Source organism: Nocardia sp. NPDC051900 (genome assembly GCF_044452545.1).
Lineage (GTDB): Bacteria > Actinomycetota > Actinomycetes > Mycobacteriales > Mycobacteriaceae > Nocardia > Nocardia sichangensis.
In genome coordinates, this window is sequence record NZ_JBITBU010000046.1 from 1 (window position 1) to 14,288 (window position 14,288).

A 14,288-nucleotide genomic window follows, 5' to 3' on the forward strand; every position below is an offset into this window, starting at 1 on the left:
TAGTCGGCGACGGAGGGCAGGAGTTTCATGTTGTGGACTGCGCTGCCGAGGACGAGGGTGTCGAAGTTGGACAGGTCGGGCGCGTGGTCGATATCGGCGAGTTGGACGATCGCGTCGCGACTCGACAGCTCGGTGCCGATGAATTCGGCGATGTCGCGGGTCGATCCCTGTTCGGTCGCGTAGACGACGGCGATGCGGTGTTGGTCCTGGTCCATGCCGAAAATTCTGCTCGCGGGCGCCGAGCTGGGTGAGAGGACTCGTGCCCTGGGCCGGGGGACCATGGTCATTGCCGGCGGCGGCGCAGTAACCAGCGGCGGATCTCGTCGGCGCCCCAGACGATGAACGGGTACGGCAAGGTGAACGCGAGCATCGCAGGGGTCAATGCGGCGGTCCCGAGCAAACGTTGCATCACCGGGACGTAGATGATCACCGCGGCGAGGGCGAGTTCGAAGACGATTCCCCATAGCAGCAAGCGGTTGGACAGTACGCCGATGGAGTGCAGTGAGGCACGATCGGTGCGTGCGGCGAACGCGGTGCCGATCTGGCCGGCGACCATGCCGAAAAAGGTCATCGTGGTCGCCTGCCGATAGGTGTGGTGCAGCGGGGTACCGGGGCCGGTGGAGTCGCCCGGGTGCCAACCGCCGTGCAGCAGCACGAAGAAGAAGCCGGTCATGGCGAGTATCGCCGCGATCACCCCGAGGAACAGCCACGCGCGCAGCAGCATCGGTGTGCGGATCACCGACTCACCGCGTTCGCGTGGTGGTCTGCGCATCAGGCCGGGCTCGGCCGCTTCTCGTCCGAGCGCCAGCGCGGGGAGTGTCTCGGTGCCGACGTCGAAGGCCAGCAGCTGCATCACGGTCAGAGGCAGCGGTACCGCGCCGCCGGAGAGCGCGAACACCAGCAGCGGAGTCACCTCGGGCGTGGTGTGGGCGAAGATGTAGCAGATGAACTTGCGAATGTTGTCGTAGACCCGTCTGCCGGCCTGGATGGCCGCGGTGATGGTGGCGAAGTTGTCGTCGGTGAGCACCATGGTGGCCGCCTCGCGAGCCACGTCGGTACCGGAACGACCCATCGCCACCCCGATATCCGCGCGCCGTAGCGCGGGCGCGTCGTTGACGCCGTCTCCGGTCATGGCGACGACATGGCCCGCCGCACGCAGCGCGTCCGCGATGCGCAGTTTGGCCTCGGGCGAGGAGCGGGCGAAGACCAGTTCGGCCGGGCCCGCCAGCAGCTCGTCGAGATCCGCTTCGCTCATCCGCTCCAGTTCCGCGCCGGTGATCACGGTCGGCGTTCCCCGCGTGATGCCGATCTGATCGGCGACCGCCGCAGCGGTCAGCCCGTGATCACCCGTGATGACGACGATGCGGATGCCGGCGTCGTGGCACAGTCGCACGGCCTCGGCGACCTCGCGCCGAGGCGGGTCCTCCATGGCGACCACACCGAGCAGGACCAGATCTCTCTCGGCGAGTTCCCGATCTCGCGGTGCCGTGGAACCGGCGACATCACGCTCGGCCACGGCCAGCATCCGCAGACCTTGCTGCGCGCGGGAATCGACGAGTTCGGCGAGCTGGTCGCGGCGCGGCGCATTCAACGGACGGATGCCGCCGTCGCTGCCGAGCTCGGCGGTGCACAGCGGCAGCAGCGACTCCGGGGCTCCCTTCGCGTGCACCCGCAGCCGACCGGTGTCGTCCGCGTCGACGGTCGACATGCGTTTCCGCACCGGGTCGAAGTGAAACAGGCGTTGCCGCAGACGCTCTCGCTCGTCGGTGCGCACCTGCTCACCCAACTCCGAGGCCGCGGCCAACAGCGCCACCTCGGTGGGGTCGCCGACGGCGGGGCCGGTATCGGCGAGACGAGCGTTGTTGCAGGCGACCATCGCTTTCGCGATGCGGGTCAGGGTGAGATCCCGCTTTCCGGGCCGTGCGTCAGGGGTGTGCGCTCCAGTGACGGTGTCGATGGCGACTACCCGCATGCGGTTCTCGGTGAGGGTTCCGGTCTTGTCGGTGCAGATCACATCGGTGGAGCCGAGGGTCTCCACGGCGCTGAGGCGTTTGACGACCGCGCCGCGGCGGGCGAGATCGCGCACGCCGATCGCCAACGCGAGGGTGATCACCGGCAGCAGACCCTCGGGGACGTTGCCCACGAGGAGCCCCACGGCGAAGACCACGGAATTGATCGGGGACAGTCCGGCGCCGAGCATCGCGAGCGGAATGAACGCCGCCGCGAGCAGCACGGAGATCAGCGCGATCAACCAGGCCACGCGGCGCACTTGATGTTCGAGCGGGCTCTCGTCGCGCTCGACGCGTTCGGACAGGGCCGCGATGCGGCCGAGTTCGGTGTGCATGCCGGTGGCGAAGACGATCGCGCGTGCCTCGCCCTCGGTGCAGGATGTGCCGCTGAAGACCAGTTCGCGGGCCTGCGCCAGCGGCACTCCGGCGTCGACGGTGTCGGCGCTGCGGTAGACGGGCATCGACTCGCCGGTCAGTTCGGACAGATCCACCTCGATGCCGCCGTCGAGCAGCCGCGCGTCCGCGCAGATTCGGTCGCCCTCGGCGATGACCAGTACGTCGCCTGGCACGACGCCGGTCGCCTCGACCTCGGCGACCTGCCCGTCCCGCACCACTCGTGCTCGCATCGGTAGATACGCCGCCAGTGCCTCCACCGCCTGCTCGGCATGCCTTTCCTGCGCGAACGCGAACGCGGCGTTGATCATGATGACGACCACGATCGCGATCGCGACCGGAACGATGCCGACCGCCCCGGCCAGACCCGCCGCTGCCCACAGCAACAGCGCGAGCGGGTGGGTGAATTGACGAGCCAGGTCCCGTGGCCAGGTCCGGCGGCCCCGCCTCCGCAGCATGTTCGGTCCGTAATGGATGAGGCGTCGCTCGGCCTCGCGTGTGGTGAGCCCGCGGCGGCTGCCACGCAGATCGCGCAGCAGCAGGTCGATCCGCTCGGTCGGATCGACCCGCAGACCGGGTTCGGCTTCGGCCAGGCCGGTCACAACGGTGCCGCCCCGTCGCGGAGGCGGTCCAGGACGGCGGTGAGCCGCCGGATCTCACCGCCGACCTGGCGCGAGGCGGATGCGGCTCGGAGGTGGCGTTTCATCGAAGCCTCCTCTGAATTCCTCTCGCCATGAGCGTGCGCTGCGGTAGTCGTGGCAGCGGGGCTGAAGTCCCGCTCTGTGGGGCCCTACCGGTGTCGGAAGGCTGGATACGACGGCTGCGAGTCCACGTCTTCTCGCGATTCGGGGCCGGGTACCGCCGCGCACTCGGTGCCGAGCTCGAGCACCGTGGCGAAGCCGGTGGCGAGACACTCGGTCAACGTGTCGGTATCCGGGACCGCGGCCGTATCGGCGTTGATCCCGACATAGCAGATCCCGGCATGCGAGGTCAGCGTGACGTTGACGGCCGTACCGATGGTGGGGCCGAAGGAATACATCCGGTCGATCCGCGCCCCGGCGATGTAGAGGGGCACAGGGGAGCCGGGGACGTTGGAAGCGACGAAATCGACGTGTTTGAGCAGTCCGGTGAGCAGCCGGGCGGGCAATCGGTTCAGCACGGCCGCGACGGCGCCCGACAGCGGAATCGCCGGTTCTCGCCGCCAAGCCGCGACCGCGGCGTCGACGGCGCGCATGAGTTCCCCGGTTTCGTCGAGATCGACCGGTAGCGCGAAACGGGCGAGGGTGATGCGGTTGCCACCGAGCGGGTCGTCGGGGGTGCGCAGGCTGATCGGCATCGTCACCCGTAGCTGGTCGAGCTTCGCCCCGTGGTGGCGGTGGTACGTGCGCAAACCGATCGCCACGGCGGTGAGGAAAGCATCGTTCAACGTGCAGCCCGCTGCCCGTGCCGCACCGCGCAATCGTTCGAGCGGCACGTCGAGGACCGCTACCCGGCGACCAAGACTTCGCCTTGTCATCACGGGCGACAGCGTCGTGGTGATGGGCCGGGCCAACCGGACCAGCGAGCCGGCCAGCGCGGTGCCTTCGCGCACCGCCCGCGCTGGATCGGCGAGTGCTCGCCGGATCGTCGGCGGCGTCGAACGGACCCCGCTCACAACGAGATCCGAGCCGACCGCGACGTTCCACGAGACTATGTCGCGCAGCGCGCTCTCCGGGTCGCCCCGCGGTTCGGATGGATGCCCGCGGTCGGTGCCCGCGCGGTCGAAGTCGAGCAGCGCCGTAGCGATCTGGATGCCGCCGATGCCATCGGTGAGACTGTGGTGCACCGTCAGCACCAGGGCGCAGCCCGCGCCGGCCGAACCGCTGAGCAACGTCGAGCGCCACAGCGGGCGGGCCGGATCGAAACCGGTCATGGCCTCCGTACGCACGAATTCGAGTACCTCGGCCAGACTCGCCGGTTCCGGTAACGCGGATCGACGCACATGCCACGACAGATCGAAATCCGGGTCGAGCACCCACCGTGGCGGGGCGAGGCCGAGTGGTGCGGCGATCAGCCGATGCCGCAGCCTGGGCACCACACGGGTGCCGCGATCCATCGTTTGCAGTAGGCGGTCCCAGTCCGGTTCGGAATCGAGGATCAGGGCCGACACGATCGTGGAGCGCAGGACCGGATCGCGTTCCATGTTCCAGGAGAACAGATCCGACTGCGACATGTGGGTTTCGCGGGAGTCCATCAGCTGCTGCCTTCGTCCACTGCGTATCAGGTGGAGCGGTTACCCATTCCGGATCTGGCCCCGCCGCGAGACCGGTACGGCCGATGTCCTACGCGGTGTCGGCGGGCCAGTGGTTCACTCAGTCTGCCGAGTTTCCCTCGACGGCGACCGATGACGAAGACCCCTATCCGGAGGCCCTTCGTCCTTCGGCCGAGGCAGTCGAGTCGCCAGGGCGGTTTTCTCGATCCGCGGCGTACGACCTCCGGTGCGGTGGGGTGGCTCACCCGCGCCCGATGGAGGTCGGCACTGGGTCCGTCACGTCGCTCCAGACCTTCAGCGCCGTCATGATCGATCTCTCGATCAGTTGTGCGGTGTCGAGTTCGATGGCCTCGGGCCACGGCGCTGCCGCGGCGGCCAAGGCGTCCGCGATCGCGGGTGTGGCCTCCGAGTCGCTCTTGGGCCTGGCACCGATCCGCTCGGCCGCGAGTGTTCGTGGGCAGGCGCACCGCAGCGACACCAGATCGCTGCGCGTCTCCTCGGCCACGGTGGCGGCTCGGGCGCGCTGGTTCGCGTCGGTCCAGCTGGCATCGAGAATCACCGAGACGCCGTGCTCCAACAGGTCCCTGGCCTGGGCGAGCATCCGCGAATACACCAATTCCTTCGCGGCGGGCCGATAGGCGCCCGCGCCGAAGACTCCCGCGGCGCCGGCGATGGATCCTGTGGCGCGCAAAGCGGCGCGGACACTGTCGCTGGAGATCGCGACGGCGTCGGTCTCGGCCGCCAAACGGGCAGTCACCGTGGATTTCCCGGTGCCGGGCAGGCCGCCGACCAGCGCGAGACGTACGGCGCCCTGTTCGAGATGCTCGACAGCGAGGGCGAGATGTCGCCGGACGCGCCCCGCCGCTTCCGGATCGCCCTGATCGGCCCGGATTCCGTCGGTTTTCGCGCGGACAGTCGCCCGATAGGCGATGTAGTGATGCCGAAGCGACGGCGGCGGCGAATCGCGCGCGGCGCGCAGGTAGTCGTGTAAGAACGCGTCGGCTTTCGCTGGGTGACCCAGGAATTCGAGATCCATCGCCAGGAATGCGGCGTCGTCGAGACCGTCGACGCAGCGCAGTCGGTCATCGAAATCCAAGCAGTCGAGGATTCGGAAGCCGTCGGGCAGGACGAAGATGTCCTCGGCGAGGAGATCCCCGTGACCGTCGACGATGCGGTTGTCGGCGATGCGCTGCGTCAGCAAGGCGGTGCGGCCGTCGACGAAGCGCGTCGCCAGGTGCACGGCGCGATCGAGCGTGCCGGGATCGATCGTCCCCTGTGGACGTTCGCGTAGCGGCTGGAACAGGGCGTCCCAGCGCCGTCGCAGCTGCTCCGGTGTGCCGGCCCGGTCGATGTCGGCGCCGCGCCGTGCCCCTGCGTGGAAACGCGCGAGAGTCTCCGCCAGCGCGCGCAGCCCGGCCGTCTGGCGGGTCGGGGCCGCGAGCATGGTGGACAGGCGTAACGCGTCCGGCATCCGGCGCATCACGATGACCGGCTCCGCGGCGCCACCCTCCGGGTCGGTCAAATGCGCCAGCCCCAGATAGACGTCGGGCGCGAGACGTTGATTCAACTCGAGTTCGCGGGCGCAAGCCCGCTCGCGGTTCTCCGGCGTGCCGAAGTCGAGGAAGTCGGTGACGATCGGTTTCTTCGCCTTGTAGGCACGGTCGCCGCACAGCACCACGAGCCCGGTGTGCGTCTCGCGAAGTTGCGCGAACGGTTCGTGGGTGGTTCGCAGGGCGACGCGTAGGGCCGAGACATCGAGCATGACGGCTCCCTCTGCTAGACGAGTCGAGCTTCAGGGTCGTCCGTGGCAACCTCCTGTGCCTAGGGTCCAATGGCCTACCGCCCGGGCCGTGCCGTGGGCGTCGATGGCGCGAAGGTCGTTCGTCCAATCGGCTCGGGACCATTTGCCATCTGTTCACCGACCCGCGGATCTGTCGTATCTCGCGGTCGTTGCGCAGGCTGGACACCACATGGCTGCTGCGCGGGCGGCGACCTCCGAAAATCACGGCGTCTTCTCCGGCCCGTGGTGGGTGCGGAGTCGGCGCAAGCGCGGCGTGATCGGAGGTAGTTCGTGCGAGATCTGTCGAACCACCCACAGGAAGTCGCTGGAGCGACAGACGGCGAGTCGCGGTCGGGGCATACCCGGATGATCCGTCTGCTCGCCCTGACCTGTGTGATAGCCGTGCTGGTCGTCGGCGGATCGGCGGTGGCTTTGTTCAATGCGCAGGCCGCTGATCTGATGTGGTCGGCGGCTACGGTGGCGGCGCTCGTTCCGGCGACAGTGTGGGTGCTGCAGGATCTGCGAAGAGGACGCTACGGCGCGGACCTGCTCGCATTGATAGCGCTGGCCGGCGCATTGATCGTCGAGGAATACTTCGCCGGTGCGCTGATCGCGCTCATGGTGGCGACCGGGCGGGTGCTGGAGGCGTACGCGGGTCGCCGCGCCGGACGCGATCTGTCGGCGCTGTTGCGGCGGGCCCCGGCACAGGCACATCGCCGTCGTGGCGACGACGTGGAGACCGTGGCCGCGACAGCGATCTCACCCGGGGACCTCGTGGTCGTGCTGCCGGGTGAGACGGTGCCGGTCGACGGCATCCTCGCCACGGCGGGCGTTTTCGACGAATCAGCGCTGACCGGTGAGTCGGTCCCGGTGGTGCGGCGCGCGAGCACCGAGGTCCGCAGCGGTGTGGTCAACGCGGGCGCGGCTGTCGACATCCGAGCCGCGGCGACGGTGGAGGCGAGCACCTACGCCGGGATCGTGACGTTGGCGCGGCAGGCGGCCGCCGCTGCCGCACCGACAGCGCGACTCGCCGATCGGGTCGCGGTGTGGTTCCTTCCGCTGGCGCTCACCATCGCGGGCGCGGCCTGGCTCGCTACGGGAGATCCGGTGCGAGCGGTGGCGGTGGTCGTCACAGCGACGCCGTGTCCGCTGCTGCTGGCGGTGCCGGTCGCGATCACGGCCGGAATGTCGCGAACGGCGCGGGCGGGTGTGGTGGTGAAAGACGGCGCCGCGCTCGAGGCGCTCGGCCGGGCACGGTGCCTGGCGATGGACAAGACCGGCACTGTGACGGTGGGACGGCCGGAGGTGCTCGATATCGTCACCGCGCCCGACGCCGACGCCGAGCAGGTGCTGCGCCAGGCGGCGGCGGTGGAGCAATTCTCGCCGCATGTGCTCGCACGTGCAGTGGTCGCCGCAGCGGCGCACCGCGGCTTGAAACCTGCCCTCGCACAGCATGTTTCAGAAGAACCGGGACAGGGTGCGACCGGGATCGTAGACGGTCGCGCGGTGCGGGTCGGGCGGCTTCCCGCCCGAACGGAGCCGGCGCCGTGGGCGTTGGCGGCGCTGCGGCGGGCACGGTTGGATCTGGCCGCCGTCGTGTGGGTGTGTGTCGAGCAGGAACCTGTGGGCGCACTGCTGCTACGTGACCGTATCCGCGTAGATGCTGGGCGCACGATGCGCAGATTGCGATCGGCGGGTTTGCGAAGACTGCTCATGCTCACCGGCGACCGAGTCGACAACGCGGCCGAGGTGGCACGTCTGCTCGGGCTCACCGAAGTCGTCGCGGACGCCGACCCCGCCGACAAGATCGCAGCGATCCGAGCGGAACGACACAACGGTGTGACGGTGATGGTCGGCGACGGGGTGAACGACGCACCCGCGCTGGCGGCCGCCGACGTGGGTGTGGCTCTGGGCTCGCGCGGGTCCACGGCGGCGGTGCAAGCCGCCGACGCGGTGATCGTGGACGACCGCATCGACCGGCTTGCCGATGCGGTGGAGATCGCCCAGCGATCACATCGCCTTGCGGTACAGAGTGCGGCCGCTGGGATGGCGATGTCGCTGGCGGCGATGATCGCCGCCGCTTTCGGACTGCTGGTGCCCGCGGCAGGCGCCCTCCTGCAGGAGGGCATCGATGTCGTGGTGATCTTGAACGCGTTACGCGCCCTGCGAATGCCCCGGAGACGCCCGACCGAGGCGATCGAGCCGCTGGTGGCACGCTTCACCCGGGAGCACGAAAGGCTGCATGCCGCGCGCGCGTCCGTCCGGCAGGCGGCCGACGCGTTGTCGACCGGTCCAGGACCGGATGCCGACGCCGCGGTCCGCCACGCGTTCGAACTGTTGGTGCAGGACATACTGCCGCACGAGCACGCCGAGGAGTCGGAACTGTACCCAGCGTTGACCGGCTACCTCCGCGATCCGGAGGCGATGGTGACCATGAGTCGTGAGCACACCGAAATCGAACGTCTGATTCGCCGTATCGGCCGTCATCTCGATGACGCGCCGCACGGAATCAGAGCGGATCAGCTCGATGACCTGCGCGCCTCGCTCTACGGATTGGATGCCATCCTCACCTTGCATTTCGCACAGGAGGACGAAGCTTTGTTCACGCTGGCTCCCGCAGCCGACAAGCCCGTGCCGAGTTCGGCCTGAGGACCTAAGTCCAGCGCCCGAGGGGCGGCCGACTCTGCTCCGGCCCGATTGCGAACGGGCAGAGTAATCGGTACCGACAGCGGTATGTTCCCGCGGACAGGATCGGGCACACAGTGGGCTGTCGCGAAAGGACGATCGAGGAGGCTTTCGGTGGGCCGAATCGTGACACTGACGATGAATCCCGCGATCGATGTCGCGACCCGGGTCGCGAGAGTCGTACCGACGGACAAAATGCGCTGTGCGACACCACGCTACGACCCAGGTGGCGGTGGCATCAACGTCGCGCGCACAGTGGCCGCATTGGGAGTCGAGGTGACGGCGGTGTTCCCTGCGGGCGGCCCGCCCGGCCGGCTGCTCGAGCAGTTGGTACGCGATACCGGGGTGCCGCCACGGCCGGTGCCCGTGGCCGAATCCACCAGGGAAAGCATGTCGGTCACCGAGACCTCGAGCGGCGAGCAATATCGGTTGGTCTTTCCCGGCCCTCGGCTCACCGATCCGGAACAACATCGCTGCCTGGCCGAGGTCGAACGTGCGGCGAGCGGCGCGGAGTACCTCGTGGCCAGCGGAACGCTTCCGCCGGGTGTGTCCCCGGACTTCTATCAAATCCTCACCGACCTCGTCGGCGATCTGGATGTGCGTGTGTTGCTGGATACGTCCGGTATCGCTTTGCGCAATGTGCACCGGGGCGTCCATCTGATCAAGCCGAGCGTGCGGGAACTCGGCGACTACGCCGGGCATCCGCTGATCGACCGCGCCGAACAGCTGGCACAGGCCCGCCGCCTGATCGCCGCTGGAATGACAGAGATCGTGCTGCTGTCCCTCGGAGCCGACGGAGCGCTCCTGGTGACGCAGGACTCACAGGAGTGGTTCGCGGCCGTGCCCGCGCGGGTTCGTAGCGGGATCGGCGCCGGAGACGCGATGGTCGGCGGCGTCACAGTGGGCCTGGCCCGCGGGTACGAGCTGGCCGACGCGGTGCGTCTGGGTATCGCGGCCGCGACCGCGGCGCTCGCCACCACGGGGACGTGCCCGGGGCGAGCCGAGCACATCAGGCAGGTGCACGACGAACTTCGGCGTACCGGTAATTCCACCGGCGGCATCGATGCTCTCGCACCGACCGCCCCGCGGCTGCCGTAGTGCTCGCCGGAGCGAGGGAGTCCGGGGACGGGTTCGTCCACAGTCATCCGGAGACAGAACGCATGTAGGAAATTCGGCCTCGCACTTCGAGTCGAGGTCCTCCTTCGCCTATGTCCGCGCAGGCCGCATGCTGATAGGGCCCCGACTGGGTAGCAGGCGAACAAGAAGGTGCGAAAGCCCCGGGCCGCGTTTGGCTCGTTCGCCGACAGCATCGAGGACTATGGTTCGACGAGGCCTCGCCGTTCACGCATGTTCCGCGAGTGCCGCTCCAAGCGGCAACCGCCGCACCGGTTTTCCTGCTCACCTCGGTCGCCCTCGTCGGGCTGGTGATCGGCATGGCCGGTTTCCGTCACCGCGATGTCGGGTACCGAGCGGCCTCGGAGGTGTTCAGTAGCGCGGTACGGCGACATCTAAGCGCCTCGGTCGCTTTCCTCGGTCGGCCGGAGGTCAGCGAAACCATCGGCTACGGGGACTTCGTAGGGGAGCGGGGGAGGTCTGACCATCGTCATCGTGTCCGGGACACCACTGATCCGGCCGGGTAGCGCGGCGGACGGCGTCGATATGCGCACCGCAGCCTGCCCAGGTGGTCTTCCCGCACACGCGACACCTGGCGGGTGAGCACATCAGCGCTGTCCCTCGGTAGCGGTGAAACTGGGCGGGCCTTGGTAGGGGCGCTGCAGTGCGGCGAAGCCGGGAGCTGCGGCCGCGGTGACGATCGCGTCCAGCAGTTCGGCCCCGTGTTCCGACCGCGGCGGCTCGGTCAAGACGGGACCGTTGAATACGTGACCGTCGACGCTGATGATGGGGCTGCCACCGCGCCCGCCGAGCGCTGTTCGACTGGCGTGATGGGCGTGGGCGACCGCGGCGTCGCAGCCGATGTCATCGAGGGCTTCGATCAGTTCGTGACCGAAAGCGGTCTCGGCGATGGCTGCCGCTATCGCCTCCTCGGCGTCCTGCCCGTGTTCATGTGATCGCTGCCCGAACGCCAGGTACAGCGGGGTGAACGCGGTCTGGCCGTGCTGCCGGACGGCGGCGGCGAACACGCGGCCCACCCGGCGTGATCGGTCGAACAGGCGAATGGACACACCGGATCCACATACAGATCGATATCGGCCATAAAATCCTCCTGTCGCTGGCGGGAAAATACCCCCGGCCGTATTATTGCCACCATACCTATGGGGGTATGTGAAGTGGACCCCGCTGTGATGGTATGTATATACCCCATGGGGTATGCTGAACGGCCAGATGCCGAGGAGAAAGGCGCACCCATGGTCGGCGACGAAACCGCTATCACCGAAACACTCAACCGGCTGCGGCGCGCGCACGGTCAGCTCGCAGGCGTCATCGCCATGATCGAGCAGGGTCGCGACTGCAAAGACGTGGTCACCCAGCTCGCCGCGGTCTCCCGTGCGCTCGACCGCGCCGGATTCAAGATCGTCGCGACCGGACTGCGCGAATGCCTCAGCGGGCACTCCGCCGACGGCCAGAAGCCGATGACCGTCGAAGAGCTGGAAAAACTGTTCCTCGCTCTGGCCTGACTCAGATCGTCCACTCACGGGAGAAAGGACCGCACCATGGACCTGGGACTGTCCGCCACGTTGCACACGAATTTCGGCGATGCCGTCGATCGGACCCGCGCCGCTCTGAACGCGCAGGGATTCGGCGTTCTCACCGAGATCGACGTGCGAGCCACACTGAAGACAAAACTCGACGTGAACATGGAGGACTACCTCATCCTCGGGGCCTGCAATCCGCCTCTGGCGCACGAAGCGGTCGGCATCGACCGGCAGATCGGGCTCCTGCTGCCCTGCAACGTCGTCGTGCGTCGCAACCCCGACTCCGACGATGAAGTCATCGTCGAAGCGATGAATCCGCAACTGATGGTTCAGGTCACGAACGAACCGGCCCTGCAAACGGTGGCCACTCGAGCCGCCGCGAAACTACAGGCGGCCATCGACTCTCTGAACACCACCAGCCGCGTGCCCTAACGCAGTCCGCGGGGCGCGCTTTTCGCGTGTCAGTACACCCGGCGTCGGTGCGGCGCCCGTGATTGCCGCCGCGCTACGCGTGGTGGTGGGACTTGTCATCTATCGCTATGACGCGCCGCTGTGCTTCGCCAACGCCGAGGATTTCCGCCGCAGAGCACTGGAGGCGGTCGAGTCCGCCGCCGAACGCCGGAACACACCGGTGCGCTGGTTCGTGCTCAACATCGAGGCCAACGTGGAGGTCGACCCGACGGCGCTCGACGCGGTGGAGCGGCTTCGAGCCGAATTCCACGAGCGCGGGATCGTATTCGCGATGGCCCGGGTCGAACCCGACCTGCGAGCAGCCTTGGATGCTTCCGGGCTGGCGTCGAAAATCGGTGCGCAATATCTGTACCCGACACTGCCGACCGCGGTGGCGGCCTTCGAAGCGGGCCGTCGGCCCGAGTCCGATGGTCCGTCCGGTGAATGACCTTCGTCTCTGCCCCTGAACGGGCGCTATCGCGATCATCGATGCTGACGGCACGAGCTGTCGGAAGAGGTGAACGGCGATGACCGATAGCGTGACCATCGCGTGGCAGGGGTGGTGGACCAGGCTGGCGCGCCTGTGGTCGTTGCAACCGTGCAGTTCGAATCGGCTGATGCGCCCCAGCGACCGCATCGAATCCGCTGTCCGAATCATCGCGACGATCGTGGCACTGATCGCCGTTCCTGTCGCAGGCGCCTTCGGCACTCACGCGTACACCGACACTTCCGCAGAGATCCGCACCGAAGACGCGACAAGGTTTCTTGTGCAGCCCGTGATCACCGAGGGGCCCAGCAGCATCGCTTCGCACCGCTATCAGGCACGGGTGCGATGGGACCAAAACGGCCGTAGCGGCACCGCCGTCATACCGGTGCGGGAGACGGCACAACGCGGCGATCGCATCGATCTCTGGCTGGATGACCACGGTGCGCCGGCTGCGCAACCTCGTCACCCGGACGTCGCCGTCGTGACCGGGATCGGCGTGGGTGTGTTCGTCCTGATCGGCGTCTGGCTGTGTGGATGGTGCCTTGTGTACGGGGCGACGCTGCTGCTACAGCGGCGCCGGAGCGCGCGGTGGGACCGCGAGTGGCGGCAGATGAGTCGTGCGACGAAAGAGGGTTCGCAATGATGTACTGGAACGGGGACGGTGCGCAGTGGTGGATGTTCGTTCCCATGATCTTGCTGGCCGTCCCCCTGTGGATCGCGGTGGCGATCGCGCTTGTCGCGGTGTGCAGACCGGAGCGCGTCAAAGACATCCGGCCCGGTGGCCCGACGCGTCTGTCACCGGAGGCGCTGCTCGCGGAACGGTTCGCCAGCGGCGAACTGGACGAATCCGAATACCTGCGTCGCCTCGCGGTGCTGCATCCCGTCCCCGGCGCACCGGCGGATCTCGATCGGCGCGCTCAGCAGTAGACGAGAGGTACTGCCGCCGGACGGATTCATGTCCGGGGCCGACTCGTGCGCTCGGACCGTCGCAATTCCCCCACCACGGCCTCCGCCGCGCGCGGTACGGCGGACGCCACCGGCTCGGATAGGCCGACGCCCGGCTCGAGACACGCCACATCCACCGCGACGACGATGATCCTGGCGGGAAGACGGCCGAGCACGCGTCCCAATGGCAGCGCATCCCGGATGCCGAGGGAGTGGGAAGAGGCGGTTCCCGCACGTCGGAGCAGGTCGATGTCCGTCAGGCGAACCCGGCCGGGGACCGGGGGAACGCACCGCACGGCGTCGATCACGACAGCTAGATCGAAGCCGGTCCAGATATCCAGCAGACTCGTTGGTTCGCCATCGGAAATCGCCACGAGAACGCCTGGCATGTGAAGATTTTCGATCCGGGAAGCGACGACCGGACCGATCCCGTCGTCTCCGCGGTATTCGTTGCCCACGCCGACGACCACGGCCCACGGTTCGGTCATCGGCGCACCATGTCGAGGTCCAGGAAGTGGGCCGAGCAGGATATGCACGGATCGTAGTTCCGGATCGCGCGTTCGCACATCGTGGCCAGCGCGGCGTCATCGAGGTCGAGGTGGTCGGAGACGACGCGCCGCAGATCGTCCTCCAT

General features: G+C 68.1%; 12 protein-coding genes and 2 pseudogenes. 7 read left to right on the forward strand and 7 right to left on the reverse strand.

Annotated features, from left to right (window positions below):
- From ACIA5H_RS36810 to ACIA5H_RS36825, 4 genes are all read right to left on the reverse strand, one after another.
- Positions 1–215 (reverse strand): flavodoxin domain-containing protein (locus ACIA5H_RS36810; RefSeq protein ID WP_397080902.1); only part of this gene is annotated, 215 nt, incomplete at its 3' end.
- Positions 216–283: 68 nt separating this feature from the next.
- A complete protein-coding gene (locus tag ACIA5H_RS36815) occupies positions 284–3,004 on the reverse strand; it encodes a cation-translocating P-type ATPase (protein ID WP_397080904.1) in 2,721 nt (906 codons plus the stop codon).
- 188 nt (positions 3,005–3,192) lie between these two features.
- Positions 3,193–4,635: a wax ester/triacylglycerol synthase domain-containing protein gene (locus ACIA5H_RS36820; protein WP_397080906.1), complete on the reverse strand. Its 1,443-nt coding sequence runs from the start codon at positions 4,633–4,635 to the stop codon at positions 3,193–3,195.
- Between the two features lie 259 nt (positions 4,636–4,894).
- Positions 4,895–6,415 (reverse strand): AAA family ATPase, encoded by a 1,521-nt coding sequence (locus ACIA5H_RS36825; RefSeq protein ID WP_397080908.1) that lies wholly within the window; start codon positions 6,413–6,415, stop codon positions 4,895–4,897.
- 384 nt (positions 6,416–6,799) lie between these two features.
- Between ACIA5H_RS36825 and ACIA5H_RS36830 the strand changes: the two genes are divergently transcribed.
- Entirely contained in the window at positions 6,800–9,082 is a 2,283-nt protein-coding gene (locus ACIA5H_RS36830) for a heavy metal translocating P-type ATPase (protein ID WP_379252222.1), read from the forward strand.
- Positions 9,083–9,232: 150 nt separating this feature from the next.
- Positions 9,233–10,216, forward strand: coding sequence for a 1-phosphofructokinase family hexose kinase (locus tag ACIA5H_RS36835; RefSeq protein WP_379252223.1), 984 nt, complete (start codon positions 9,233–9,235; stop codon positions 10,214–10,216).
- Between the two features lie 623 nt (positions 10,217–10,839).
- Here ACIA5H_RS36835 and ACIA5H_RS36840 read toward each other — a convergent pair.
- Positions 10,840–11,301 (reverse strand): disulfide bond formation protein DsbA, encoded by a 462-nt coding sequence (locus ACIA5H_RS36840; protein WP_379252224.1) that lies wholly within the window; start codon positions 11,299–11,301, stop codon positions 10,840–10,842.
- Between the two features lie 183 nt (positions 11,302–11,484).
- Between ACIA5H_RS36840 and ACIA5H_RS36845 the strand changes: the two genes are divergently transcribed.
- The 5 genes and pseudogenes from ACIA5H_RS36845 to ACIA5H_RS36865 all read left to right on the forward strand — a co-directional run bounded on the left by ACIA5H_RS36845 (position 11,485) and on the right by ACIA5H_RS36865 (position 13,636).
- Positions 11,485–11,754: a metal-sensitive transcriptional regulator gene (locus tag ACIA5H_RS36845; protein WP_379252225.1), complete on the forward strand. Its 270-nt coding sequence runs from the start codon at positions 11,485–11,487 to the stop codon at positions 11,752–11,754.
- Positions 11,755–11,790: 36 nt separating this feature from the next.
- Positions 11,791–12,204: a DUF302 domain-containing protein gene (locus ACIA5H_RS36850; protein ID WP_397080912.1), complete on the forward strand. Its 414-nt coding sequence runs from the start codon at positions 11,791–11,793 to the stop codon at positions 12,202–12,204.
- A gap of 82 nt (positions 12,205–12,286) precedes the next feature.
- Positions 12,287–12,670, forward strand: a pseudogene (locus ACIA5H_RS36855) (STAS domain-containing protein); the annotation flags it as partial.
- 220 nt (positions 12,671–12,890) lie between these two features.
- Positions 12,891–13,352, forward strand: coding sequence for a hypothetical protein (locus tag ACIA5H_RS36860; RefSeq protein ID WP_397080914.1), 462 nt, complete (start codon positions 12,891–12,893; stop codon positions 13,350–13,352).
- Positions 13,349–13,636, forward strand: a complete 288-nt coding sequence (locus ACIA5H_RS36865) for an SHOCT domain-containing protein (protein ID WP_397080916.1) — start codon at positions 13,349–13,351, stop codon at positions 13,634–13,636. The genes ACIA5H_RS36860 and ACIA5H_RS36865 overlap by 4 nt, the downstream gene beginning before the upstream one ends.
- Positions 13,637–13,662: 26 nt before the next feature.
- On the opposite strand, the gene ACIA5H_RS36870 is transcribed toward ACIA5H_RS36865, so the two are convergent.
- Positions 13,663–14,142, reverse strand: a complete 480-nt coding sequence (locus tag ACIA5H_RS36870) for a hydrogenase maturation protease (RefSeq protein ID WP_397080918.1) — start codon at positions 14,140–14,142, stop codon at positions 13,663–13,665.
- A pseudogene (locus ACIA5H_RS36875) lies at positions 14,139–14,288 on the reverse strand (Ni/Fe hydrogenase subunit alpha); the annotation flags it as partial. The pseudogene ACIA5H_RS36875 and the gene ACIA5H_RS36870, both read right to left, overlap by 4 nt.

What these genes read in the sequence shown, in the direction of transcription:
- ACIA5H_RS36820 (WP_397080906.1), bottom strand. Translation starts at nt 4,635, where the DNA reads ATGGACTCCCGCGAAACCCACATGTCGCAGTCGGATCTGTTCTCCTGG.
- ACIA5H_RS36825 (WP_397080908.1), bottom strand. Translation starts at nt 6,415, where the DNA reads ATGCTCGATGTCTCGGCCCTACGCGTCGCCCTGCGAACCACCCACGAA.
- ACIA5H_RS36830 (WP_379252222.1), top strand. Translation starts at nt 6,800, where the DNA reads ATGATCCGTCTGCTCGCCCTGACCTGTGTGATAGCCGTGCTGGTCGTC.
- ACIA5H_RS36845 (WP_379252225.1), top strand. Translation starts at nt 11,485, where the DNA reads ATGGTCGGCGACGAAACCGCTATCACCGAAACACTCAACCGGCTGCGG.
- ACIA5H_RS36850 (WP_397080912.1), top strand. Translation starts at nt 11,791, where the DNA reads ATGGACCTGGGACTGTCCGCCACGTTGCACACGAATTTCGGCGATGCC.
- ACIA5H_RS36865 (WP_397080916.1), top strand. Translation starts at nt 13,349, where the DNA reads ATGATGTACTGGAACGGGGACGGTGCGCAGTGGTGGATGTTCGTTCCC.
- ACIA5H_RS36870 (WP_397080918.1), bottom strand. Translation starts at nt 14,142, where the DNA reads ATGACCGAACCGTGGGCCGTGGTCGTCGGCGTGGGCAACGAATACCGC.